This is a genomic window from Pseudonocardia nematodicida (genome assembly GCF_040105385.1).
GTDB classification, from domain to species: domain Bacteria; phylum Actinomycetota; class Actinomycetes; order Mycobacteriales; family Pseudonocardiaceae; genus Pseudonocardia; species Pseudonocardia nematodicida.
The window spans coordinates 297,710-320,067 of record NZ_JBEDNQ010000006.1 but is presented as its reverse complement, the minus strand read 5'-3'; the positions used below and the strand labels follow the sequence as shown (position 1 = coordinate 320,067).

General features: G+C 74.1%; 19 protein-coding genes, 1 tRNA gene, 1 pseudogene and 1 riboswitch. Of the genes and pseudogenes, 5 read left to right on the top strand and 16 right to left on the bottom strand.

Going from position 1 to position 22,358, the window contains the following annotated elements; all coding sequences use genetic code 11:
- Nucleotides 1–576, bottom strand: coding sequence for a hypothetical protein (locus WIS52_RS16855; RefSeq protein WP_349299210.1), 576 nt, complete (start codon nt 574–576; stop codon nt 1–3).
- Between the two features lie 124 nt (nt 577–700).
- Nucleotides 701–1,204 (bottom strand): hypothetical protein, encoded by a 504-nt coding sequence (locus WIS52_RS16850; RefSeq protein WP_349299209.1) that lies wholly within the window; start codon nt 1,202–1,204, stop codon nt 701–703.
- A 245-nt stretch (nt 1,205–1,449) separates the two neighbouring features.
- Here WIS52_RS16850 and WIS52_RS16845 point away from each other — a divergent pair.
- Both WIS52_RS16845 and WIS52_RS16840 read left to right on the top strand, forming a co-directional pair.
- A tRNA-Thr gene (locus WIS52_RS16845) sits at nt 1,450–1,526 on the top strand.
- Nucleotides 1,527–1,716: 190 nt separating this feature from the next.
- A riboswitch (TPP riboswitch) is annotated at nt 1,717–1,817 on the top strand.
- Between the two features lie 62 nt (nt 1,818–1,879).
- Nucleotides 1,880–2,692 (top strand): 3-oxoacyl-ACP reductase, encoded by an 813-nt coding sequence (locus WIS52_RS16840; RefSeq protein WP_349299208.1) that lies wholly within the window; start codon nt 1,880–1,882, stop codon nt 2,690–2,692.
- Between the two features lie 56 nt (nt 2,693–2,748).
- On the opposite strand, the pseudogene WIS52_RS16835 reads toward WIS52_RS16840, so the two are convergent.
- Together WIS52_RS16835 and WIS52_RS16830 are read right to left on the bottom strand one after the other, a co-directional pair.
- Nucleotides 2,749–2,844, bottom strand: a pseudogene (locus WIS52_RS16835) (LuxR C-terminal-related transcriptional regulator); the annotation flags it as partial.
- 112 nt (nt 2,845–2,956) lie between these two features.
- A complete protein-coding gene (locus WIS52_RS16830) occupies nt 2,957–3,208 on the bottom strand; it encodes a hypothetical protein (protein WP_349299207.1) in 252 nt (83 codons plus the stop codon).
- A gap of 202 nt (nt 3,209–3,410) precedes the next feature.
- Between WIS52_RS16830 and WIS52_RS16825 the strand changes: the two genes are divergently transcribed.
- Nucleotides 3,411–5,297, top strand: a complete 1,887-nt coding sequence (locus tag WIS52_RS16825) for an ABC transporter ATP-binding protein (RefSeq protein WP_349299206.1) — start codon at nt 3,411–3,413, stop codon at nt 5,295–5,297.
- 75 nt (nt 5,298–5,372) lie between these two features.
- Here WIS52_RS16825 and WIS52_RS16820 read toward each other — a convergent pair whose 3' ends face one another.
- The 7 genes from WIS52_RS16820 to WIS52_RS16790 form a co-directional block, all read right to left on the bottom strand.
- A complete protein-coding gene (locus WIS52_RS16820) occupies nt 5,373–7,136 on the bottom strand; it encodes an ABC transporter ATP-binding protein (protein ID WP_349299205.1) in 1,764 nt (587 codons plus the stop codon).
- Nucleotides 7,133–8,953: an ABC transporter ATP-binding protein gene (locus WIS52_RS16815; RefSeq protein WP_349299204.1), complete on the bottom strand. Its 1,821-nt coding sequence runs from the start codon at nt 8,951–8,953 to the stop codon at nt 7,133–7,135. Before WIS52_RS16815 ends, WIS52_RS16820 begins: the two co-directional genes overlap by 4 nt.
- A 2-nt stretch (nt 8,954–8,955) precedes the next feature.
- Nucleotides 8,956–9,948 (bottom strand): ABC transporter substrate-binding protein, encoded by a 993-nt coding sequence (locus WIS52_RS16810; RefSeq protein WP_349299203.1) that lies wholly within the window; start codon nt 9,946–9,948, stop codon nt 8,956–8,958.
- Nucleotides 9,945–10,739, bottom strand: coding sequence for an ABC transporter ATP-binding protein (locus tag WIS52_RS16805; RefSeq protein ID WP_432422474.1), 795 nt, complete (start codon nt 10,737–10,739; stop codon nt 9,945–9,947). The genes WIS52_RS16810 and WIS52_RS16805 overlap by 4 nt, the downstream gene beginning before the upstream one ends.
- 77 nt (nt 10,740–10,816) lie before the next feature.
- A complete protein-coding gene (locus WIS52_RS16800) occupies nt 10,817–11,908 on the bottom strand; it encodes a FecCD family ABC transporter permease (protein WP_349299201.1) in 1,092 nt (363 codons plus the stop codon).
- The gene (locus WIS52_RS16795) at nt 11,905–12,882 is read right to left on the bottom strand and encodes a FecCD family ABC transporter permease (protein ID WP_349299200.1); all 978 of its coding nucleotides are present in this window, start codon (nt 12,880–12,882) and stop codon (nt 11,905–11,907) included. Before WIS52_RS16795 ends, WIS52_RS16800 begins: the two co-directional genes overlap by 4 nt.
- Before the next feature lie 150 nt (nt 12,883–13,032).
- Nucleotides 13,033–14,913, bottom strand: a complete 1,881-nt coding sequence (locus WIS52_RS16790; RefSeq protein ID WP_349299199.1) for a siderophore-interacting protein — start codon at nt 14,911–14,913, stop codon at nt 13,033–13,035.
- A 151-nt stretch (nt 14,914–15,064) separates the two neighbouring features.
- On the opposite strand from WIS52_RS16790, the gene WIS52_RS16785 reads away from it, so the two are divergent.
- Entirely contained in the window at nt 15,065–16,612 is a 1,548-nt protein-coding gene (locus WIS52_RS16785) for a helix-turn-helix transcriptional regulator (protein WP_349299198.1), read from the top strand.
- Between the two features lie 45 nt (nt 16,613–16,657).
- Here WIS52_RS16785 and WIS52_RS16780 read toward each other — a convergent pair whose 3' ends face one another.
- The 4 genes from WIS52_RS16780 to WIS52_RS16765 all read right to left on the bottom strand — a co-directional run bounded on the left by WIS52_RS16780 (nt 16,658) and on the right by WIS52_RS16765 (nt 21,030).
- Nucleotides 16,658–17,305 (bottom strand): TetR/AcrR family transcriptional regulator, encoded by a 648-nt coding sequence (locus tag WIS52_RS16780; protein WP_349299197.1) that lies wholly within the window; start codon nt 17,303–17,305, stop codon nt 16,658–16,660.
- A gap of 18 nt (nt 17,306–17,323) precedes the next feature.
- Nucleotides 17,324–18,616, bottom strand: coding sequence for a cytochrome P450 (locus tag WIS52_RS16775; RefSeq protein ID WP_349299196.1), 1,293 nt, complete (start codon nt 18,614–18,616; stop codon nt 17,324–17,326).
- A gap of 127 nt (nt 18,617–18,743) precedes the next feature.
- Nucleotides 18,744–19,505, bottom strand: coding sequence for a DUF1345 domain-containing protein (locus WIS52_RS16770; RefSeq protein ID WP_349299195.1), 762 nt, complete (start codon nt 19,503–19,505; stop codon nt 18,744–18,746).
- Nucleotides 19,486–21,030, bottom strand: a complete 1,545-nt coding sequence (locus tag WIS52_RS16765) for an alpha/beta hydrolase (RefSeq protein ID WP_349299194.1) — start codon at nt 21,028–21,030, stop codon at nt 19,486–19,488. The genes WIS52_RS16770 and WIS52_RS16765 overlap by 20 nt, the downstream gene beginning before the upstream one ends.
- Before the next feature lie 197 nt (nt 21,031–21,227).
- On the opposite strand from WIS52_RS16765, the gene WIS52_RS16760 reads away from it, so the two are divergent.
- On the top strand, nt 21,228–21,968 hold the full coding sequence (locus WIS52_RS16760) for a helix-turn-helix domain-containing protein (protein WP_349299193.1): 741 nt from the start codon (nt 21,228–21,230) through the stop codon (nt 21,966–21,968).
- A 77-nt stretch (nt 21,969–22,045) separates the two neighbouring features.
- Here the strand turns inward: WIS52_RS16760 and WIS52_RS16755 are convergent, their stop codons facing one another.
- On the bottom strand, nt 22,046–22,243 hold the full coding sequence (locus WIS52_RS16755) for a helix-hairpin-helix domain-containing protein (RefSeq protein ID WP_349299192.1): 198 nt from the start codon (nt 22,241–22,243) through the stop codon (nt 22,046–22,048).
- Nucleotides 22,244–22,358: the final 115 nt, after the last annotated feature.

Genomic DNA, 22,358 nt, shown 5'->3' with positions numbered 1-22,358 from the left:
TCAGCAGTTCGGGTCGTTGTTGTCCCGGCCCTGCATGCACGGCTCGCCGAAGGAGTTCTTCGGCCCGTCGTCGCGCCCCTCGAAGTAGCCGTACTCCGGGCTCCACGCCCGTCCCTCGGTCGGCCCGAGGTAGGGCGGAGCGCCGGTGTCCTGCGGCTCGGCCGGCGTGCAACCCGACTCACCCGGAAGGCAGGGGGTCTCACCCCTGTCGACCCAGGACGGCCACGTCCCGCACATCGCCACGTAGTCACCCGGATCCCCGGCCTGCCGGCTGTCCCACCAGCTGCGGTCGGAGCACCGATCGACGGTGGTGACCTGGGGTTCCGGCTCCGGAACCGGGAGCGGCAGCTCGGGGATGACGCGTGCCGGTAGCGGAGGCGCGGGAATCAGCTCGGCGACGGTGGGCCCGGCCGCCGCCGGCGCCGCGGCCGCGACAGGCCCCGGAGGCAGCACGGCGGAGGCCAGGGCGAACGTCTGGGCGCCGGCCGTGACGAGTCCCGCGACGAAGGTCAGTGCCACGACGGCCCCGAGGGCGGTGCGGACGACGCCGCGGTGGCGTCGGCGGTGCGTGGGCATCGCGGCGTCCTCCTCACCGGGCCGGCCGATGCGACCCGTTCGCCGGGTTCATCGCGGCGTGTGGAGCAACGGTTGCAAGACCGAGTGGCCGTTCATCGGAAGTGATGAGGAGGTGCGATGCCCGTCATGAGGTGGTCCCGACCGGGCGGACGTCGTCGACGGCGATACCGAGCTGCACGAGCAGCGTGAACAGGTCCCAGTGCGTCCGCAGTCCGCTGATCAGGGTCGTCGTCTCCCCCAGGCGTGACGCGTGCGCGAACGACGCGACCGTGATCGCGTGCACCTCGGCCGACCGTCCTGTCGGCTCCACACCGGGCAGCAGCCACGGCAGCGGGCGGTCGTGGACGAACGACACCACGGTCTCCTCGACCAGCCGTCGCTGGTCCAGCACCCGGGACGTCCGCCGGAACGCGAGGTCCGCGGGCAGGTGTCCGATCAGGTCGTCGCCGAGGAACCGGCGCAGCTCCGGCCGTCCCGCGCCCGTGCCGACGGGCAGGTGCTCGACCACGCAGTCGTCGGTCACCAGCGCCAACGCGGCGTCCGCGTCGTGCGCCTCGTGGACCGCCCGGTGGAAGGAGTCGTAGAGCTCGCCGACCCGCCGCATGAGCTGCTGGATCACGACGGTCATCGGTGACCCCCTGCGGCTCGCGTGGCGTGTCTGTTCCCTCCGGGATCGTGACACTCGGTGCGGCGTCATGCCGAGTGGGTCGTCCGGATCGCCCGGGCACGCGAGCCGTCGGTCCGGTGTGATCGATCCTGGGCCGAGTACAGGGGCAGTGACCGGCGGATCGGCCGAGATCCACACGCCGAGTGGCGGCGGGGTGGGGGTCGTCGGCGGCACCGCGGGGCATCGCTACACTGAGCACGCACCACGCCGCCTTAGCTCAGTCGGTTAGAGCGACGCACTCGTAATGCGTAGGTCTGGGGTTCGACTCCCCAAGGCGGCTCCACGAAGCCCCTGGTAGCGACGCTACCGGGGGCTCTCGGTCATGGTGGGCCGGGGACGATCGGGAGACCGTGCGGCGGCTCCGCATCGAGCAGGAGCCAGGCGGGCTCCGGAATTGCCCGGCTCGCTACGGGCCGGCAGCGGGGTGCGCGTCAGCCGCGGCGCCGGGACCCGGGGGCGCGGGTTACGGTGGCTGCAGTGACACGGGGTGCCGCCGATACGACCGGTGGCTGAGACGAGACCCGTCGAACCTGATCCAGTTTGTACTGGCGAAGGGATGTCACGCGGCGTCACGTCGGGACGGTTCCCACGCGCACCGTGCGACCGCCCTCTCGCCTCGCACGGGAGGCAGCACACATGACCGACACCGCACCGCAGTCCACTAGCAGCGAGCCGGGCGCCGGCCCGATCCCGCTCGCCGAACAGGTCGTCGTGGTCAGCGGCGGCGCCCGGGGCCTCGGGGCCGCCGTCAGCCGGGCCTTCCTCGACCACGGCGCGCGGGTCGCGATCGGGTACCACCGCAGCCGGGACGCCGCCGAGGCGCTCGCCGCGGAGTACCCCGGCCGCGGGTTCGCGGTGCCCCTCGACGTCACCGACGCCGACCGGGTCGGGGCCGGGGTGGAGGCCACCGCCGAGCAGTTCGGCGAGCCGGTCAGCACCGTGGTCAACAACGCGCTGGTGGACTTCGTCTTCGACGGCGACGCCCGCCCGAAGGCCCACGAGCTCACCAGGGCCCGGCTCGACGCCCAGCTCACCGGCTCGGTGCACGGTCCGTTGGCGCTGATCCGTGCGGCGAGCCCGGGGATGGCCGGGCGCGGCTTCGGCCGGGTGATCAACATCGGCACGAACCTGGTGCAGAACCCCGTGGTCCCGTACCACGACTACACGGCTGCGAAGGCCGCGTTGCTCGCCCTGACCCGCACCCTCGCGCACGACCTCGGTCCGGACGGCATCACCGTCAACATGGTCTCCGGTGGACTGCTGCGCACCACCGACGCGAGCGCGGCCACTCCCGAGGCGGTGTTCGACTCGATCGCGGCCTCCACCCCACTCGGCCGGGTCACCACGCCCGCCGAGCTCGCCGACGCGGTGCTCTTCTTCGCCTCGCCGTGGGCGCGCGCGATCACCGGCCAGAACCTGATCGTCGACGGCGGCCTGGTCAAGGGCTGACCGGTCGGCTCAGCCGGAGGAGTCGTCGAGCCCACGTCGTGCACGAGCAGCGCCACCTGGACGCGGTGGGTGAGGTCGAGCTCGGTGAGGATCGCCGAGACGTGCGTCTTCACCGTGGCCGCGCTCAGGTGCTGCCGCTCGGCGAGCTCGTCCTCCGCGCGGCCCGTCCCTCTCCGACTTCGGTCGTGCGATGTCCAGCCGGTCCACCGATCCGTGCGACGACCGGGTGGCGTTCCCGGAGTCGTGGAGCACCCGTCGACGTGGCTACTTCTTCAGCTTCCTGCGGGCCTTCGCGACCTTGCCGTAGCCCTTGCCGCCCGTCTCGTGGGCCTGCCCCTTGGCCTGGAGCTTCTTGTCCCCGGTCGCCGTGCCGGCCGCCTTCTCGGACTTGCCCGCCGCGACGGCGCCCTTCGCCTTGACCTGGTCGGGCAACGCCTTCACCGCGGTCTTCTTCGCCCGGTCCTTCATCTTCGCCGCCTTCTTCGCCGCCCTCGTCGTCTTCGCGTTCTCAGCCATGGATCCCCCTCGTCCCGGGGCCCCGGTTCGAGCACCCCGCCACAGCAGAGCGTCCGCCCCGGGCCGGTGCCAAGGCGACGTGCCGAGTGACGCCGTTCGCTGGCGGTAAGAGCCTCCGTCCGGATCAGCGGGACGACGCATTCGATCCGGGTGCCCGGGACGGGTGGAGGCGGCAGACTGGCCCCGCATCAGGGGGTGCGACATGGCGGAGGCAGCGACGGAACGGGACACCACCGGGCGTCGGGCGATGGCGTTGTTCGCGCCCTACCGGGGACGGCTCGTCCTGATCGCGCTGGCCATCCTGACCACGTCCGCGCTCGGGGTCATCACCCCGTTCCTCACTCAGCGCGTGTTCGACGACGCCCTGTTCGTTGCCGGCGGCCCGCGGCTCGGGCTGCTCACCACCCTGGTCGGCGCCATGATCGGCATCGCGGTCGTGTCCGCGGCGATCGGGATCGGGCAGACCTACCTGACGACGGTGCTCGGCAACGAGGTCATGCGGTCGCTGCGGGACCGACTGTTCGCCCACCTGCAACGCATGCACCTCGGGTTCTTCACCTCCACCCGCACCGGGTCGATCCAGTCCCGGCTGGACAACGACGTCGGCGGCGTCCAGTCCGTCGTCACGGACACCGCGTCGTCGATCCTGGGCAACGTCGTGACCGTGGTGGCGTCGGTGATCGCGATGCTGGCGCTGTCCTGGGAGCTCTCGCTCGTGGCGTTCGTGCTGCTGCCGGTGTTCGTGGTCCTGCAGGTCCGGGTGGGGCGGGTGCGACGGCGGATCGCGGCGAGCACCCAGTCGTCGCTGTCGGACATGAGCGCGATCACCCAGGAGACGCTGTCGGTGTCCGGGGTGCTGCTGGCCAAGGTGTTCGGCCGCCAGGAGCACGAGATCGCCCGCTACCGCGACGAGAACGAGCGCCAGACCACCCTGCAGGTGCGGCAGACGATGAGCGGGCAGTCGTTCTTCGCGGTGGTGACCGGCTTCTTCGCGCTCATCCCCGCCGTCGTCTACCTGGTCGCCGGGTTGCTGGCCGCGAACGGGGATGCGGGGCTGTCGGCGGGCACCCTGGTCGCGTTCACCACGCTGCAGACCCGGCTGCTGTTCCCGATCGTCAACCTGCTGCGGGTCTCGCTGGACGTGCAGACGTCGCTCGCGCTGTTCCGGCGCATCTTCGAGTACCTCGACCTCGTCCCCCAGCTGCGGGAGTCACCCACCGCCCGGCCGCTGACCACGGCCCAGGCACGCGGCGAGGTCGAGTTCCGCGACGTCTGGTTCCGCTACCCGGGCGAGGAGGGTGACCGGACGGACGCGGCGCCCTGGGCGCTGGAGGACCTGTCGCTGCGGATCGCGCCCGGCAGGCTCGCCGCGATCGTCGGACCCAGTGGCGCCGGCAAGACGACCTTGTCGTCGTTGGTCCCGCGGCTCTACGACACCGACGCCGGCGCGGTGCTGCTCGACGGCGTCGACGTGCGGGAGCTGACCCTGGCCTCGCTGCCCGACCTGGTCGGGATGGTGACCCAGGAGAGCTACCTGTTCCACGCCTCGATCGCCGAGAACCTGCGCTACGCCGCACCGGACGCCACCGACGCCCGGCTGCGTGCCGCGGCCCGCGCGGCCAACATCGCCGAGCACATCGAGTCCCTGCCCGACGGCTACGACACGATGGTCGGCGAGCGCGGCTACCGCCTGTCCGGCGGGGAGAAGCAGCGGGTGGCGATCGCCCGGGTCATCCTCTCCGACCCGAAGGTGCTGGTGCTCGACGAGGCCACGTCCGCCCTGGACACGACGAGTGAACGCCTCGTCCAGCAGGCGCTGGAGTCGGTCATGGCGGGCCGGACCACGATCGCCATCGCGCACCGGCTGTCCACGATCCTCTCCGCCGACGTCATCTTCGCGATGGACCGCGGCCGGGTCGTCGAACACGGCACGCACGACGAGCTGCTGGCCCGCGACGGCCTCTACGCCCAGCTCTACGCGGAGCAGTTCGGCGGCGGCGCGGTCGAGGCCCGGTGCGCCGACGGCGTCCGGTTCGCCGACGGGAAGGTGCTCGCCCAGCGGGAGGCGCGCGGCCCGGACGCGGCGTGACCCGCCCGGGATCGCCGCGGAGCCGCGGCGGAGTCCCCGGGCCCCGCGTCGGCGCGGTCGGTGAGCCGGCACCGCCTACCGGGCCGGGGCCGGCCGTCCCGCGCTCCAGGACTCCCACAGCCGTGCGTAGCGGCCGCCGGCGGCCACGAGCTCGTCGTGCGTCCCGATCTCGGCGACGCGGCCCCGGTCCATGACGACGATCCGGTCGCACGCCCGCGCCTGCGACAACCGATGGGCGACGACCAGCCCGGTCCGGCCGCGCAGCGCGGCGTCGGCGGCGCGGTCGAGCTGCTCGGAGTGGGTGGACCCGGCCTCGGCGGTGGCCTCGTCGAGGATCGCGAGGTCGGGGTCGGCCAGCACCACCCGGGCCAGCGCGACCTGCTGGGCCTGGGCCGGGGTCAGCGCCGTCCCGCGCGCGCCCACCTCGGTGTCGAGGCCCTCGGGCAGCTGCCCGACGAGCCCGGTGGCCCCGATGGTCCCGAGTGCCGCGACGACCTCGTCGTCGGTGGCGTCCGCGGCAGCGAGGGTGAGGTTCTCGCGCAGGGACCCGGCGAAGACGTGCGTCTCCTGGGTGATGAGCACGGTGCGTGCGGGGCGGGCGACGGTCCCGGAGCCGGGGTCGTGGATGCCGGCGACGAGACCGGCCAGGGTCGTCTTGCCCGCACCGGAGGGCCCCACCACGGCGACCCGTTCCCCGGTGGCCACGGTGAGGTCGACGCCGTCGAGCACCGGCGGGCCGTCCGGGCCGTAGCGGAAGCCGACGCGCTCGACCCGGACCGCCGTGCCGGGCCCGGCACGGCCGGCCGGAGCCGGGGGCGGGTCCGGCACCGTGCTGACCCCGATCATGCGTCCCAGCGAGGCGAACACCGACTGCATCTGGTCGAGGGCGAGCAGGAAGCCGTACACCGGCCCGAACAGGCGCAGGAACATCAGCATCGCGGTCGTGGCCGCGCCGACGGTGGACAGCCCGGCGCCGATCAGGTGGAAGCCGACCAGCAGGATCGCGGCCAGCCCCAGGAACTCCGCGCCTGTCAGGCGGGAGCCGAACATGTTCTGCACGGTGCGCGTGCGCAGGGTGTGTCCGGACACCGTCCAGGAGGCGTCCTGCATGCGCCGGTGCCGCGTCTCGGCCAGGCCGAACCCGAGCACCGTCGCGAACCCGCGCTGGGACTCCACGATCTGCTGGGCGCGGCCGCTCATCGCGGCCCGCTCGGCCCGGTAGACGGCCGGGGCGGTACGCAGGTACCACCGCATCGTCCACACGTAGACCGGGAGCGTGACCAGCAGCGCGACGCCGTAGCGCCAGTCCAGGACGGACAGCCCGGCGACGGTGACGACGATGGTGAACGCCGCCGTGGTCACCGCGGGGACGATCTGCGGTGCGGCGTCGACGATCTCGCCGACGTCGTCGCTCGAACGGGACACCAGGTCCCCGGTGCCGGCGCGTTCGGTCACCGACTGGGGCAGCGAGATCCCGCGTCCGACGAGCTGCTCGCGCAGCCCCGCGAGCACCGCGTGGTAGCAGCGGCCCGCCAGCATGATCGTCGCCCCGATCCCGGCAGACCCGGCCGCGGTGGACACGATCATCGCCGCGGCGGTCCAGGCCACGCCGGCCGGCGTCGCGGTCCCGGTCCGGACCGCGTCGACCAGGGCGCCGATCACCACGGGGGTCACCAGCGTGGTCGCGGTGCTCAGCACCCCGAGCACCAGCACCGTGAGCAGCGTCGGGAGGTGGGGCCGGGCGAGCCGGCCGACCTCACGCCGGATCGTGGCGGCGTCGGCGACCGGGAACCCCGGGCCGGCCGCGGACCCCGCCGGCATCCCGTCGTCCTGGTTCATCGGGCACTCCCTCCGGGCACGGCGACGGGTTCGGCCCCACGCGCGCCGGCCCCGGCCCGCAGGTCGACGACGCGGTCACAGACCCCGAGCAGGGCCGGCGAGGACACGAGGGCGATCGTGGAGCGGTCCCGGCGCAGCGCACGCAGTCCGGCGGCGATGCGGAGCTCGGTCACCGGGTCCACCGCGGTCGTCGGATCGTGCAGCAGGAGCACCGGTGCGTCCCGGGCCAGCGCACGGGCCAGCGCGACCCGCTGCGCCTGCCCCCCGGACAGCCGGTTGCCCAGCTCGCCGACGTCGACCTCGCCCGCACCGTCCGGGCCGCCCGCGAAGTCGTCGCAGGCCGCCGCCCGCAGTGCCGCGGCGCGGACCGCGGCGGACGCGCCGGTGACGTCCAGGTTGTCGGTGATCGTGCCGCTGAACAGCGTCGCCCGGTGCGGGGCGACCAGCACGTGCTCCCGGTACGCCGCGTGGTCGATCAGCTCCGCCGGTACGCCGCCGATCGTGACCGCGATGCCCGCGTCGCCACCGGCGCCGACCCCGCTGCCGTCGCCCGCACCGTCCCCGCCGTCGTCGCCGGCGCCGTGCGGGTTCAGCAGGGTCTCGGTGATCGCGGCCGCGGTGCGGTCGTCGGCGAGCACCCCGACCAGCTCCCCGGGTCCGACCCGCAGCGCGCCGGCCCCGGGCACCGTCACCTCGACCGCCGGTGCCGGCGCCGGCAGCGGCTCGGTCGCCCGCTCCTGACGGGCGCCGACCTCGTCCGCGGCCTTCAGCACGTCGAGCACCCGGCCGCCGGCGGCGAGCCCGGCCACCCAGCCGGGGACGGCGTTGCGGGAGAGGAAGAACAGCTGCGGGAGCAGGGCCTGGGCGAGCCCCACCGCGGCGATCAGCCCGCCGACCGAGATCGCCCCCTGCACCGCGAACAGGCCGGCCAGCGCGGCGACGCCCGCGACGTAGACCCCGCTCACCGCCCCGCTGCCGCCGACGAAGCGACCGAGCAGGCCCTGGTTGCGGTGCGCACCGTGCAGGGTCTCGCCGCTGGCCTCGCGGTAGCGGCGGGTGGCCTCGGCCTCCCCGCGCACCCCCTTGATCACCCGGTAGCCGTGCACCAGGTCGGTGGCCCGTCCGACCGTCCGGGCCAGCAACCCCTGGTACACGCGGCTGTCCCGGGTGAAGCGCCCGCTGAGCCTGCTCGTCAGCCACAGCGTCACCGCCGCACCCACCAGCGCCGCCGCCCCGAGCGGCGGGTGCACGAACACCAGCGCGCCCGCGATGAAGACGATCGCCAGCACCTCGGCCAGGGCGAACACCCCGAGCCCGACCGCCGCGGTCCGCGCCACGTCGTTCGTCAAGAGCGAGACCACGCTGCCGTCGACCCGCCGCCGCGACGGACGGGTGGTGTGCAGCACGGCCCGGGACAGCGTCTCGCGCAGCCGCAGCTGCGCGAGCTGCGCGGCGTGCACCATCAGCTGCTGCCCGAACCGGGAGCACGTCGTGGCGACCAGGAAGTTCGCCGCCAGCACGGCCAGCCAGAACAGCAGCTGGGACGGGTCCCCGGTCGCGAGCGCCCGGTCGATCGCGACGCCCACGATCACCGGGACCAGCGACTGCCCCACCATCAGCAGCGTCGCGCACACCGCGGCGGGGACGGTCAGCCGGGGCACCGAGAAGATCACCCGCAGGAAGAACCGCCGCGCCGTCGTGTCCGGGGTGACCCGGTAGGGCCGCGCGGACGGGGTGTCGGGCGCGGCCTGCCAGAACACCGGCAGACGACGGGTCAGCCGGCCGCGCCCGAGCCCCGCGGGATCGGTGGCCCGCACGCTCAGCCCTGCGCGTTCTGCAGCGTCTGCTCGACCTGGTCCAGCAGGAAGTTCGCGTCGGTGTAGCCGGTGACCTGCGGCTTGAACGCGCCGACCCGGTCGGCCTGCACCGCGGGCAGGTCCTGGTAGAGCCGGGTCTGCTGCAGCGCCGTCACGAACGGGCTCAGCCGGCCCTGCAGGTCCGACCCCAGGAACAGCACGTCGGCGTCGCCGACCGCCGAGCCGATCCGCTCGAACGAGATCGAGGCGATCCCGCTCTGTTCGGCGCCGGCCACCGCTTCGGCCTGCGGTGAGTAGGTGAACCCGAGGTCGGTCAGGATCCGGCCCGCCCCGGACGTCGCGGAGAACACCGAGGCGTTGTTGTCCTCGAAGCCGGAGACGACCGCGACGGTCCGGCCCGCGACCTGCTCGGCGTAGCTCTGCTCGAGCTCCTGGGTGCGTGCGGCGAAGTCGGCGGCGAGCCGGTCGTTCTCCGGGGTCCGGCCGAGCACGTCGGCGATGGCCGCGGTCCGGTCGTACCAGGTCGTCGCGTTCGCCCCGCCCGGCGACACCTCGATCACGTACGTGGGCGCGATCTCCCGGAACCGGCTCAGCACCTGCTCGTCGTTGAAGGAGGTCGCCAGGATCAGGTCCGGTTCCCGGGCCGCGATCTGTTCCAGATCGGGCTCGGCGGTCTGCGAGGTGACCACCGGGACGTCGGCCAGCGACTGCGCGTAGTCGGTGGGCACGTTGTCCGGGGTCCACACGGCCGTCCCGGCGGGGGTCAGGCCCAGGTCGAGTGCGCCCATCGTCAGCAGGAAGTGCGTGGTCACGACCCGCTCCGGCGCCACGGGGACGGTGACCTGCGTCCCGAAGTCGTCGGTGACCACCCGGGTCTCACCGGACTCCTCCGCCGCGTCGTCCGCGGTCCCGCCGCCTCCGCACGCGGTGAGGAGCATCCCCACCGCGGCCAGTGCCGCCACCAGGAACCGGAACCGGGCTCTCGGGTCTCTCATGCTGTCGCCGTTCTCTCGGGGGATGCGGTCGCGGAGTCGCGACCGCGGTAGGCGGTGACCACCAGCGGGCCGCCGTGCAGCGGGTCCTCGATGATCACCGCGTCGACGCCGAACACCTCGCTGAGCAGCGGTGCGGTCAGGACCTGTGCCGGCGGGCCCTCGGCCACGACCCGGCCCGCGGACATGACCACCAGGTGCCCGGCGTAGCGGGCCGCGTGGTTGATGTCGTGCAGCACCGCGACGACGGTCCGCCCGCCGCTGCGGTGCAGCTCGGCGAACAGCTCCATCAGCGCGAGCTGGTGGGAGACGTCGAGGAAGGTGGTCGGTTCGTCGAGCAGCAGCACCGGGCTCTCCTGGGCCAGGGCCATCGCCACCCACGCCCGCTGGCGCTGGCCGCCGGAGAGCTCGTCGACGTCCCGGTCGGCGAGCTCGGTCATCCCGGTCGCGGCCAGAGCGCGGTCCACGCTCCGCTCGTCCTCGGCGCTCCAGCGGGAGAGGACCGACTGGTGCGGGTAGCGGCCGCGCCGGACCAGGTCGAACACCGAGATCCCGGGCGGGGTGATCGCCGACTGGGGGAGCAGCCCGAGCCGTCTCGCCAGGTCCCTGGCCCGCATCCGGTGGATGTCGCGGCCGTCGAGGTACACCGTGCCCGCCGCCGGTCTCGACAGCCGGGACAGCATGCGCAGCAACGTCGACTTGCCGCAGGCGTTCGGTCCGATGACGGCCGTGAACTCCCCGCTCGGGACGTCGACCGAGAGGTCCCGGCCGACGACCCGCTGCTCGTAGGCCATCGTGAGGCCGACGGCCCGCAGCACGGCGCCGTCCCCGGTGTCGTGCTCGGTCCCCCGCCCGGTGTCGCGCTCGGTGCTCACAGCGTCGCCCTCCTGTTCTCGCGGACGATCAGCGTCATCAGGTACAGACCGCCCCCCACCACCGTCACCACGCCGACCGGGTACGTCCGCCCCGGCACCAGGTGCTGCGCGGCCAGGTCCGCCGCGGCGAGCAGGAACGCGCCGGAACACGCCGCCGGGATCAGCGCGTTGCCGGTGCCGGCGGTGAGCCGCCGTCCGATGTGCGGGGCGGCCAGGGCCACGAAGGCGATGGGGCCGGCGGCGGCGGTGACCAGGGCGACCAGCAGCACGCCGGCGCCCACCGCGTACAACCGGGTGCGTGCCGGGCGGCCGCCGAGCGCGGAGCTCGTGTCCTCGCCCATGTCGAGCAGGTCCAGCCGCTGCCCCAGCAGCAGCACGGTGAGCACGATGGCGGCCCCGCCCAGCGCCATCGCCCAGCCGACGTAGCCGAAGTCGGCACCGTTGAGCGTCCCGGCTCCCCACAGGGCCGCCGCCCGCGCCGCGTCGAGGTCGGCGATCAGCACCAGCCAGCTCTCGGTGCTGAGCAGCATCGCGTTCAGGGCGATGCCGGCGATCACCAGCCGGAACCCGGCCACGCCGCCGCCGCGGGACAGCAGCACCATCACGACCGCCACCGCGAGCCCGCCGGCCAGGGCTCCGCCGGCCACCACGGCGAAGCCCGACCCGACCAGCAGGATGGCCGCGGTGCCCGCCAGCGACGACCCGGCGGTGAACCCGATGATGTCCGGGCTGCCCAGCGGGTTGCGGGTGACGGTCTGGAACAGCGCGCCGGAGACCCCGAGCATCGCGCCGAACACGACCGCGGCGACGGCCCGGGGCAGCCGCCAGCCGACGACGAACAGCTCCGCCGCTCCCGAGGCCCGTCCGGCGAGGGCGGCCAGCACCTCGGCGGGGGAGTACACGATCTCGCCCAGGCCCAGGGCCACCCCGGTCACCGCCGTGGTGAGCAGCAGTAGCACGGCACACACGAGTGCCGAACGGACCGCCACCCGTCCCGACAGCACCCGGCCGCCCGGCACCGGCACCCGTGGCGCCAGGGTCCGTCGCCGCGCCGCCGCGGCGGGTACGTCCACCGGAGCCCCGCTCACTGGGTGTTCACCTGCCTGCTCCGGATCAGCCACAGCAGCACCGGGCCGCCGACGAAGGCGGTCACCACACCGACCGGGATCTCCCGGCCGGGCACCAGCACCCGGGAGACGGTGTCGGTGAGCACCAGCAGGCACGGCGCGGCGAGCACGGACAGCGGGACGACCCGGGTCTGTTCGTTGCCGACCAGCAGGCGTACCGCGTGCGGGACCATCAGCCCCACGAACCCGATCGGCCCGGCGACCGCGGTGGCCGCCCCCACCAGCAACGCGACCGATCCCACCGTGCCGAGCCGGGCGCGCAGGACCCCGACCCCGAGCGAGCGGGCGACGTCCTCACCCATCGCCACCGCGTTCAGCGGCCGGGCCAGGCTCACCGCCACCAGGACCCCGGCCACGACGAACGGGAGAACCGCCGCCAGGTCGGAGACGTCCCGTCCGGCCACCGACCCCACCGCCCACGACCGGAACCGTTCGAAGGTGACCGGATCGCTCAGCCGGATCGTGGTGGTGATCCCGCCCAGGACCGCGGCGAGCGCGACCCCGGCCAGCGTCATGCGTACCGGCGTGATGGGTCCCCGGCCGGTGGCGGACAGCAGCAGCACGGCGAACGTCGCGAGCAGGGCGCCGAGCAGCGCGGGCCACACCAGGTAGGCGGTGCCGGGGGCCAGGCCGAACCCGATCGCCACGATCACCGCCAGTGCCGCTCCGGCGTTGACCCCGAGGATGCCGGGGTCGGCCAGCGGGTTGCGGGTGTAGGCCTGGATCATCGCCCCGGCGATGCCGAGCGCGGCCCCGACCGCGATCGCCACCAGGGTTCGGGGGATGCGGTAGTGCACGACCAGCGTCCACGCCTCGGGGTCGGTGTCCCACCCCGTCACGGCCGCGGTCAGGACCCGCAGTGGGGAGGGCGTCTCGGCGCCGATCGTGAGGCTGGCCAGCACCGCCAGCCCCAGCACGACCGACAGCACGGCCACGGCCCGCCCGACCGGACTGCGCCGCCCGGTCCGTGGTCGTGCGGTCCGTCCCACCGGCGCCGGCGTCGCCGGGGAGAGCCCGTTCCGCTCAGCCACCGCGGGTGACGGGTGCCGGTGCGACGGCCGGTGTCCGGGCCGCGGCGCCGACCCTCATCGGGGGCTCTCCGCGCCGGCGACGGCCGGGACCAGCCGGTACAGCGTGCTGCGCCAGCCGAGCACGTCGGTCGTCTCGACGCGCAGGCCGGCGAGCTCGATCACCGAGAGCAGCTCGGCGGGGGTCCGCAGGCCGGTCCCGTCCCGGGTCAGGGCCAGCAGGTCCGCCTCGGCGTCGTGCTCGTCCCACGCCCCGGGGTCGGTGGTGTCGTCGACCAGCAGGACCCGGCCTCCCGGCCCGAGGCCGGCCGACGCGCGGCGCAGTGCGTGCGCGGCGTCCGCGTCGGGCAGCGGTCCGAGCACCTCCACGAGCAGGACGGCGTCGGCGGCCGGGGACGGCTCGAACAGCGACTGCTCGACCACGGTGACGCGGGCACGGGTGCCGTCGTCCGGGATCGACTCGGCCAGGTCGCGGCGCAGCCAGTCGGCCTGCGCGGGCAGGGCGCAGAGCGTGATCCGCATCCCCGGGTCCGCGGTCGCGATCTCACGGGCCTGGACCCCCGCACCGGCGGAGTGGATCACCAGGTGGCCGACCCCGGCCAGCGCGGGCGCCTTGGCCAGCGGCTCGGCGAGCCACGTGGCCGAGCGCGCCACCGACTCCAGGAACGCGTCCTCGTAGGACTGTTCGCGGCGCAGCGCCGCGAAGTCGCGGCCGGTGACCGTCGCATAGCTCGCGCCGCCCGTGCGCACGGACTCCTCCAGGCCGAGCAGGCCCAGCCACTGCCGGCCGACGGCGCCCGCCGGGTCCAGCGCGTCGATCCAGATCTCGGCGGTCAGGAACTCCCCGAGCTCGGTCAGCCCGTAGTGACCGGGAGAGGTCTCGCGCAGGACCTCGACGGTGCGCAGGTAACGCAGCAGCTTGCCCAGCGCCCGTGCGTCGCTGCCGGTCCGCGCGGCGAGACCGGCCACGTCCGTGACACCGCGCGAGATCAGGTCCCCGACACCGAGGCCGGCGGCGACCCGCAGCGCGATCGGCGGCACCAGCTCGGTGAGCTCGTGGAACCGGTCGAACGCACCGGTCGTCGCCTCGACGTCCGGCACGGCGGCGTCGTCGTCGCGGGCGACGGCCCCGGTCCGCCGCCAGTAGCCGGTGAACTCGACGTCGGCCTTCGGGATCCCGCGTTCCTCGACGAGGTGGCGGCGGATGTCGCGGGCCTCGGCCTGCTCGCCGGCCACCCACGCGAACGACCGTCCCGGCGCCCACCCGGCTCCGCGGATCGCGTCGAGCAGCAGCCCCGCCGTGCCCGCCTCGGCGCCGTCGCGCACGAGCCAGCGGACCGTGACACCCGGGAGCTCGCGGAGCTGCTGGACGTGCGACCGCTCGGCGACCTCCACGAACACCTGCGCCTGCGCCGTCGCGGGCAGCTCGTCGAGCAGCCGCGCGATCGCCGGCAGCGCGGTCTCGTCGCCGGCCACCAGCAGCCGGTCCGCGCCGACCGGCACGGCCTTCGACGAGCTGGGTCCACCCAGGTGGATCCGGTCTCCCGGAACCGCCCGGTACGCCCAGGTGGTGGCGACGCCGACGCCGTGCCGGACGACGTCGACGTCCAGCTCACCGGTGTGCGGGTCCCACCGGCGCACCGAGTAGGCCTTGCTCAGCGGGCGTCGGCCCGGGGCGAAGGTGACGCCACCCGCACCCTGGATCGGGAGCACCGGCTCCGCCTCGCCCGGATACGGGAAGATCAGCCGGATCGAATCGTCGAACCCCGGCGAGTCGAACGCGGGTCGCTCGAACCCGTTCGCCGAGGTGAAGGCGCGCAGCTGCGGGCCGCCGAGGGTGACCCGGCGCATCCCCGGCGTGACGTCGAGGGTCCGGATCACCTGGACCTCCCGCACGGTGATCGGGTGCACCGTCACGGGGCGCGAGGTCTTGGGCACGGTTCTCCTCGGTCTGCTCGGGTGCGCGCGGCTGCGGCGTCACAGCGGCCGGGGAGTCGACCGCCGACCGGTAACTTAGGCATCCCTGGCTAACCCGACGGTGCGCGGACTGCCAGCCCGTTATCACCGGTCGCACCCATGGGGAGGGAGCATGACGGGGAGCACCGCCGCGCCGCTTCCGCCGCCGATCCCGTTGTCACACACCGGGACCGACTGGTCACGGGGAACCTGCCTGCTGGTGTGGGCGCGCACCGGACGCGTGCACGTCGCGCTCGACCACGGGGACACGCACCGGCTGGAGGCGGGCGAGGGACTCTGGGTCCCCGCCGACCGGGGCCGGCGGATCCGGACCTGCCCGGGCACCGTGGCCTTCCCCTACGCCGTGCCCCCGGGTGCCGTCGCGACGGCCCCCGCGGATCCGGTCCGGTTCGAGGTGCGCCCGGAGTGGCACGACCGGCTGATCCAGCACTACGTGCACTTCGTCGCGCCGGTGACCAGCTTCGGCTACAGCCGGGCGTCGCTGCTCGAGGTCGTCGATCCCGCCGCCGGGCAGGCGCTCCCGGCGGCCGGACCGGACGGCGGTCCGCCGTGGCCGACCGGCGACGCCGCGCGGGCGGTGGCCGAGGCGCTGGTGCGGGATCCCGCCCTCGACCACACGGCCGAGCGGTGGGCCGGTCTGGTCGCGTGCAGCAGCCGCACCCTGCACCGGGAGTTCGTGCGCGGCACCGGGCTGACGTTCGCGCAGTGGCGCACCGCGTGCCGGCTGGCCGTGGCCTGTGACCTCCTCGCCGCGGGCGAGGAGGTCGGCCGGGTCGCGGTGCGCACCGGGTTCGCCGGGCGGAACGGTTTCGCCCGCGCGTTCCGGCAGAGCCACGGCATCACGCCCCGCGAGTACTCGGTACGCCTGCGCCGGCGCGGGGCCGACCCGTCACGGCGCCCGGCCCAGCACCCGTCGCCGGTGCCCCGGTCCGGGGTCCTGGCGCAGGTCCTCGGCGGGACGGCCGGGGCCCGGCCGCTGCCGGCCACCCAGACACCGCCGCACGCCAACGGCGTGCACGTGCTCACCTGGATGTACCGGGGGTCCGGCTACCTGCGGATCGACGGCGAGACCCATCACCTCGGCAGAGGCGACGCGACCTGGATCCCGGCCGGTCGCGACCACCAGTTCGGGACGCACGCCGACTCGATCGCCCTGCCGCTCGGCCATCTCGACCCCGACGACGCCGACATCGACCTCACCGGGCCGCTGCGCGCGCGGTTCCCGCCCAGCTGGGACGACTACCTGCTGCACTGCTCGGTGAGCGCGCGGACCCCGCTCCGGCCGGACGGCCACGACCGCCGCGCGATCCTCGAGATGTTCCACCGGCAGCTCGCCGCCGACCGGGCCCGCAGCGTGCCGATGCCCGCCGACCCCCGGGCCCGCGCCGCGGCCGACGCGTTCCTGCGCCGGATGCGGGAGCCCCCGGGCGGCGCCGTGGACCGGTCGGTTCACGAGGCGTTCGGCCGGGAGACCGGGATGACGTTCGCGCGCTGGCGGCACGCCGCGCGGATGCGGACGGCCCGGGAGCTGCTGACGGCGGGGACGACGCCGTCCAGTGTGGCCCGTCAGGTCGGCTACACGCAGGTGTCGAACTTCAGCCGCGCCTTCAGCCGGTTCCACGGGGAGTCGGCCCGGGACTACTCACATCGCAACCGGTGATCCCGGGCGGCCGTTCGCCTCCGCCCGTACGGCCGTCGGCGGACACTAGGGCCGCTCGACCATGTGCACCAGTGCGGCGAAGGCGTCGTCGATCTCCGCGGCGAGCCCGGAGCGCACGGCCCCCGTGCCCCGCAGATCCCCGTCCGGGCGGGCCAGCCACCGGTCGAGCGCGATCCGGAGCGTGGACAGTGCCGCGGCGGCGGCCACGACGGACCGGGTGTCCGACGCCGGATCGACGCCCAGGCGGACCGTGATCGCGCCCGCGAGTGCGGCCTCCTGCTCGGCGAGCACCGCCATCTCGTGGGCCCGCAGGGTCGGGGTGTCGCGCACGAGCCGCAGGGCGACGAGGTGGACCCGCCCCAGGGCGTCGTCGCGGTCGATCACGGTCAGGGCCGCCTCCCGGACGGCGTCGAGCAGCGGCTCCTCCGGTGGCCGGCGCCGGAACTCCTCGATCAGTACCGCGGCCCGGGTGCGGACCACGTCGAGAACGGCCTCCTCCTTGCTCGGGAAGTGGTTGAAGAAGGTCCGTACCGACACGTCGGCCGCGCGCGCGATCATCTCGACGGTCACGTCGCCGATCCCGTGCTGCTCGGTGAGACGGACCGTGGCGGCGCGGACCGCCTCCCGGGTGGCGAGCTTCTTGCGCTCGCGCAGCCCGGGAGCGGCCGTCGCCGGGTCGTCGGTAGCGTTCACGACCGGAACGGTGTCACGTCAGCCCCACGTGACGGGCAGCGAGTGCACCCCGAAGATCAACATGTCGTTCCGCAGCGGGACCTGTTCCGGCGGGACGGCCAGCCGCAGATCGGGGATCCGGCGGAACAGCTCGCGGAAGCCGACCGTCATCTCGACGCGCGCCAGCTGGGAGCCGATGCACTGGTGAACGCCGTGGCCGAAGGCCAGGTGCGGCACCCGTTCGCGACGTACGTCGAGGGTGTCACCGTCGTCGACGGTCCGTTGGTCACGGTTCGCCTCGGGGACGGCGATGATCACGGTGGCACCCGCGGGGATCTCGGTCCCGCCGACGTCGACGGTCTCGGTCGCCACCCGTGTGACGCCGAGCTGGATGATGCTCAGGTAACGCAGGAGCTCCTCGACGGCGGTGTCGATCGTGTCCGGCCCGGTGGTCATCGCCGCGAGCTGGTCGGGGTTCCGGAGCAGGGCGAACGCTCCGAGAGCGAGCATGTTGGCCGTGGTCTCGTGCCCGGCGCCGAGCAGCACGAGCGAGATGTCGATCAGCTGGTTGTCCGGCAGCGGCGGGTCGGACTCGTGGATCAGGCCCGACAGGAGGTCGTCGCCGGGACGGGCCTTCTTGTGCGCGACGAGTCCCGAGAGGAACGAGTACAACTCGCCGAGGGCCCGGCCGCGTTCCGCCTCGGAGGAGTTGGCGTTCAGGCCCACCGAGGTGTTGTCCTGGAACGTCTGCCGGTCGGCGTAGTCGACGCCGAGCAGCTCGCAGATCATCTGCGACGGCAGCGGCAGGGCGTACGAGGGCACCAGGTCCGCGCCCGGTCCACGGGCGAGCATCGCGTCGAGGTGTTCCGTAGCGATCTCGGTCATGCGCTCCTCGAGCGCACGCATGCGACGGACGGTGAACTGGCCCTGCAGGAGCCGACGGATGCGGGTGTGCTCGGGCGGGTCCATGAAGATGAACATGGCGTCGTGGCGTTCCACGTCGGCCGGGCGGACCGGCTCACCGCGACCGGCCGCGGCCTCGAGCTGCGCGACCTCCTCGGTGGAGAGCTTCGTCGCGTCCTTGTAGCGGACCCGGTCGGCACTGAAGCGGGCATCGGCGAGCACCGCGCGCGCCTCGTCGAAGCCTGTCACGAGGAAGGCCCGCGCACCGTTGCGCAGGTCGACGGGCTGCACGGCGCCGCCGCCACGACGTGCCGCGAGACCCGGCGCGGGATCGAACGGGCAGGCCGGTTCCCGCTGCAGCAGGTCCTCGGGCACCAGGCTGCGCAGGGCGGTCGGGGAGTCGGTCGGGGCGGGGGCCGTCTCGTTCACGGCGGGCTCCTCGGGTGGGACGTCGAGTTCCCGATCGACCGTACATATTCGCTGCACGTCGTGCATCGTTGCCTGACGTGCAGCGAAGTGTGCGGGCCCCGCCGGTCGCCGGGCCCCGCCCGCCGCCCTACGTGGTGACGGTGACGAGCAGCGACACCAGCAGCGCGATCAGCACGGTGTTGAAGACGAAGGCGACCACGGCGTGCAGTGCCGCCGTGTGCCGCATGCCCTGCCCCGTCACCGCGACGTCCGCGCTGGTGTAGGCGGTACTGATCTGGACCGCGAGGTACAGGTGGTCGGCGAACCCGGGTGGCCCGTCGTCGCACCCCGCGAAGTCCAGCCCGCCGGCGCGGGCGTTCTCCCGGGCGTAGTGCACGGCGTAGACCGTCACGATGAGCACCCACGAGGTGAGCACCACCGGTACCGCCAGCCCGACGACGACGGGGTCCTCCCGCAGCTCCCGCACCACCATCGCGCCGACCACGGCTCCGATCGCGACCGCGCAGAACGAGAGCGCGCCGAGCGGGCCGCCGCTGCCCGTCAGCAGCTCGGTGCGCCGACGGCGGCGGCGTCCCGACCGGTCCTCGGTCAGCCAGTCGACCAGGGCGATCCCGCCGGCCCGGCGGAGCACGGTGACGGTGAGCCCGGCGTAGAGCGCGGCCCAGACACTCCACGCTCCGAAGTAGACGGTGACGACGAAGCCCAGCGACCCGATGGCGGCCGGCGACACGGTCTGGACGATCGCGCCGTAGGCGGCGGCGAGGACCACGGTGGCCGCGGTCGTGACGAGGTACCGGGGCCCGTCGGACGCCAGGAACGGCCGACGGGACCCCGGCGGGCGGCCCCGGTCCGGTGCCGGGGCCGGCCGGTCAGAGGGTGCAGCGGGCATCGTCGGGCACCGTCAGGTCGATGAGGTAGTCGGCGACGATGTCGTCGACGCAGCTGTTCCCGGCCACGAGCACCGCACCGTGCTGCTCGCCCTCGACGGTGAGCAGGCCGGATCCGAGGGTGTCGGCGAGGGCGACACCGCCCTCGTGCGGCGACGCGGGGTCGCCGGTGACGGAGACGACGAGGGTCTGCGGCAGGCCGTCGACGTCGGTCGCGTAGGGCGACCCCAGGGTCGGCTCGGCGGGCCAGTGCTCGCAGCCGTCGCGGGCCGCGGTCCCGCGACCGTCGTCGAGGAACGGTGCGGCCTGCAGCATCTGCTGCCGCATCGCCGTCTCCTGGTCCGGGGTCAGCCGCTCGCGGTCGTTGCAGTGGATCGCGAAGGCGCCTTCGATGAAGGTGGGATAGCTGCCGTCGCTCTGCCGTTCGTGGGCCCCGTCGCGGATGGCGAGCAGCGTGTCCCCCCGGTCCGCCGTGAGCTCGGTCAGGCCCTGGACGATCACCGGCCAGTAGTCCTGCTGGTAGAGGGCGAACAGCACGCCCTCGACCGCGCCCCGGTAGGTCAGCTCGCGGTCCGGGCCGGCGGGGACGGGGTCCTCGGCGAGCGGCCGGACGAGCTCGTGGAATCGCGCGGTGGCCTGCTGCGGGTCGTCGCCGAGCGGACAGTCCCCGGCCGCGGCGCAGGCGGTCGCCATGGCGTCGAAGGAGCGCTGGAAGCCGGCGTACTGCTGGACCATCCGGTCCCGGATGCCCAGGTTCGGGTCCATCCCGCCGTCGAGGACCATGCTCCGGACGTTCTGCGGGAACATCTCGGCGTAGACCGCGCCCAGCCGGGTGCCGTAGCTGGCGCCCAGGAAGTTCAGCTGGTCGTCGCCGAGGACGGCGCGCAGGACGTCCATGTCCCGGACCGTGTCGCGGCTGCCGAGGTGGCTGATGACGTCCACTCCGCCGGAGCCCTCGGCGCAGCCCCGTGCGGCCTTCCGGGTGTCGTCCTCGCTCCAGGTCTCGCCGCCGAACAGGAAGGTGGCCATGAGCAGGTCGTCCTGGCGCTCGGCATCGGTGAAGCAGTCGACGACCGGGGTGGACGCCCCGGTGCCGCGCATGTCGAAGCCGACCAGGTCGAACCGCTCGGTGATCCGGTCGGAGCCCGGGAGGGCCGCCAGCTGGGCGGCGTAGGACATCCCCGGCTTCGCCGGGCCGCCGGGGTTGACGACCAGGGAGCCGATCCGGTCCCCGGTCGCCGGGACGCGCAGGATCCCGAGCTCGGCCGTCCTCCCGTCGGGGTCGTCGTGGTCCAGCGGGACGGTCAGCCGGGCGCACTCGAGGCCGTCCCCGCCGAGGACGGCGGCGTCGCCCTCGGTGGTGGCGTAGCCGCCGCACGGACCGAAGGCGAGCTCCTGGGCGTGGAAGGCGTCGAGCGGCGCCGAGTCCGCCCCGCCGGCGGTGGCCGGCGCGGTGGCGCACCCGGCGGCGAGACCGAGCAGGACCGTGGAGGTGATCAGTAGGCGGAGACGTGGGTGACGGAACACGGCGAGGACTACTCCAGATGAGCAGGTGACGGGGCAGGGGCAGCGCACACCTGGCCGTCACGGCCACCTCAAGATGCAACGGTGTGGCACCGGTCACCGGTTATGGTCGGTTCGTTCCGGTCCGGCGGGGGCGCCGCGAGGTGCGACCACGTCCGGGCCGGTCGTCCGCGCACGCTGGATCCGGGAAGGACGGTGCCGTGGTGTGGAGCCCCCGCCGGCTGGCCGAGCTCGCCGGGACGAGTCGTCGCGCGGTGCGGCACTACCACGAGATCGGCCTGCTCCCCGAGCCGCAGCGGCGGTCGAACGGGTACCAGCAGTACGGGGTGGAGCACCTCGTCCGGCTGATCCGGATCCGGCGGCTCACCGAGCTCGGTCTGTCGTTGTCGCAGGTCGCCGCGGTCGGGGACGCCGATCGGCTGCCCACCGGGGTGCTGCGCGACGTCGAGGCCGAGATCGCCCGCGACATCGAACGTCTGCAGCGGACCCGCGCGGAGCTCGTGACGATGCTCGAGCAGGAGACCCCGCTCGACGTGCCCGTCCGGATCGCCGGCCGGGTCGAGGGGCTACCGACGGTCGAGCGGGCCCTCGTCGTCGTCCTCAGCCGGCTGCTCGGCCCGCGGCCGCTCGAGGCCTACCTGGACCTGCTGCCGCCGTACCGGTCGCACGCCGCCGTCGTCGCCTTCGACAACCTCCCCGGCGACGCCGACGGATCGAGCCGCGAGGTCGTCGCCACCGGCATCGCGGAGCATCTGCGACACCTCGCGGCGGAACGCCTCTCCCAGTTCCAGCTGGTCGACGCGGGTCTGTGGGGGGCCGGACCGGGACGGCGGGACGTCCAGGAGGCAGTCGCCGACCTGTACAACCCCGCGCAGCTCGATGTCCTGACGAGAGCACTCCGGCTCCGACGGGCGCACGCGTCCGGCCTTTCTCGCGCGTGACCGGGTGTCCGGATCCGGTGTCCCGACGCCGGGACGTGGGTTCTCCGGTCACCGGGCCGTTCGACGGTCGCCGGGCATCACTCGTCGCGGAAGCGCAGTCCTCGTACCGTCAGCTCCTCGCGGAGAATGCGGATCGCCTTCGGCCCCACCCCGTGGATCGCGAGCAGCTCCCGCTCGGTGTGCTCGGCCAGCTGCGCGTAGGTCGTGACGCCGTGGGCCGCCAGCTCGCGGGGAGCGACCTTTCCGAGCGTGCGGGGGAACTCGGTCTCGGACACGGTCTCCCCTCGCACGTCGACTGCGGCGACGGTACCGCGCGGCGACTGAGATGCTGAGCCTCTCGATCAACCGGGTTCTGGTCTTTGTCCCCACAAGGTCCGGGCGCCTAACGTG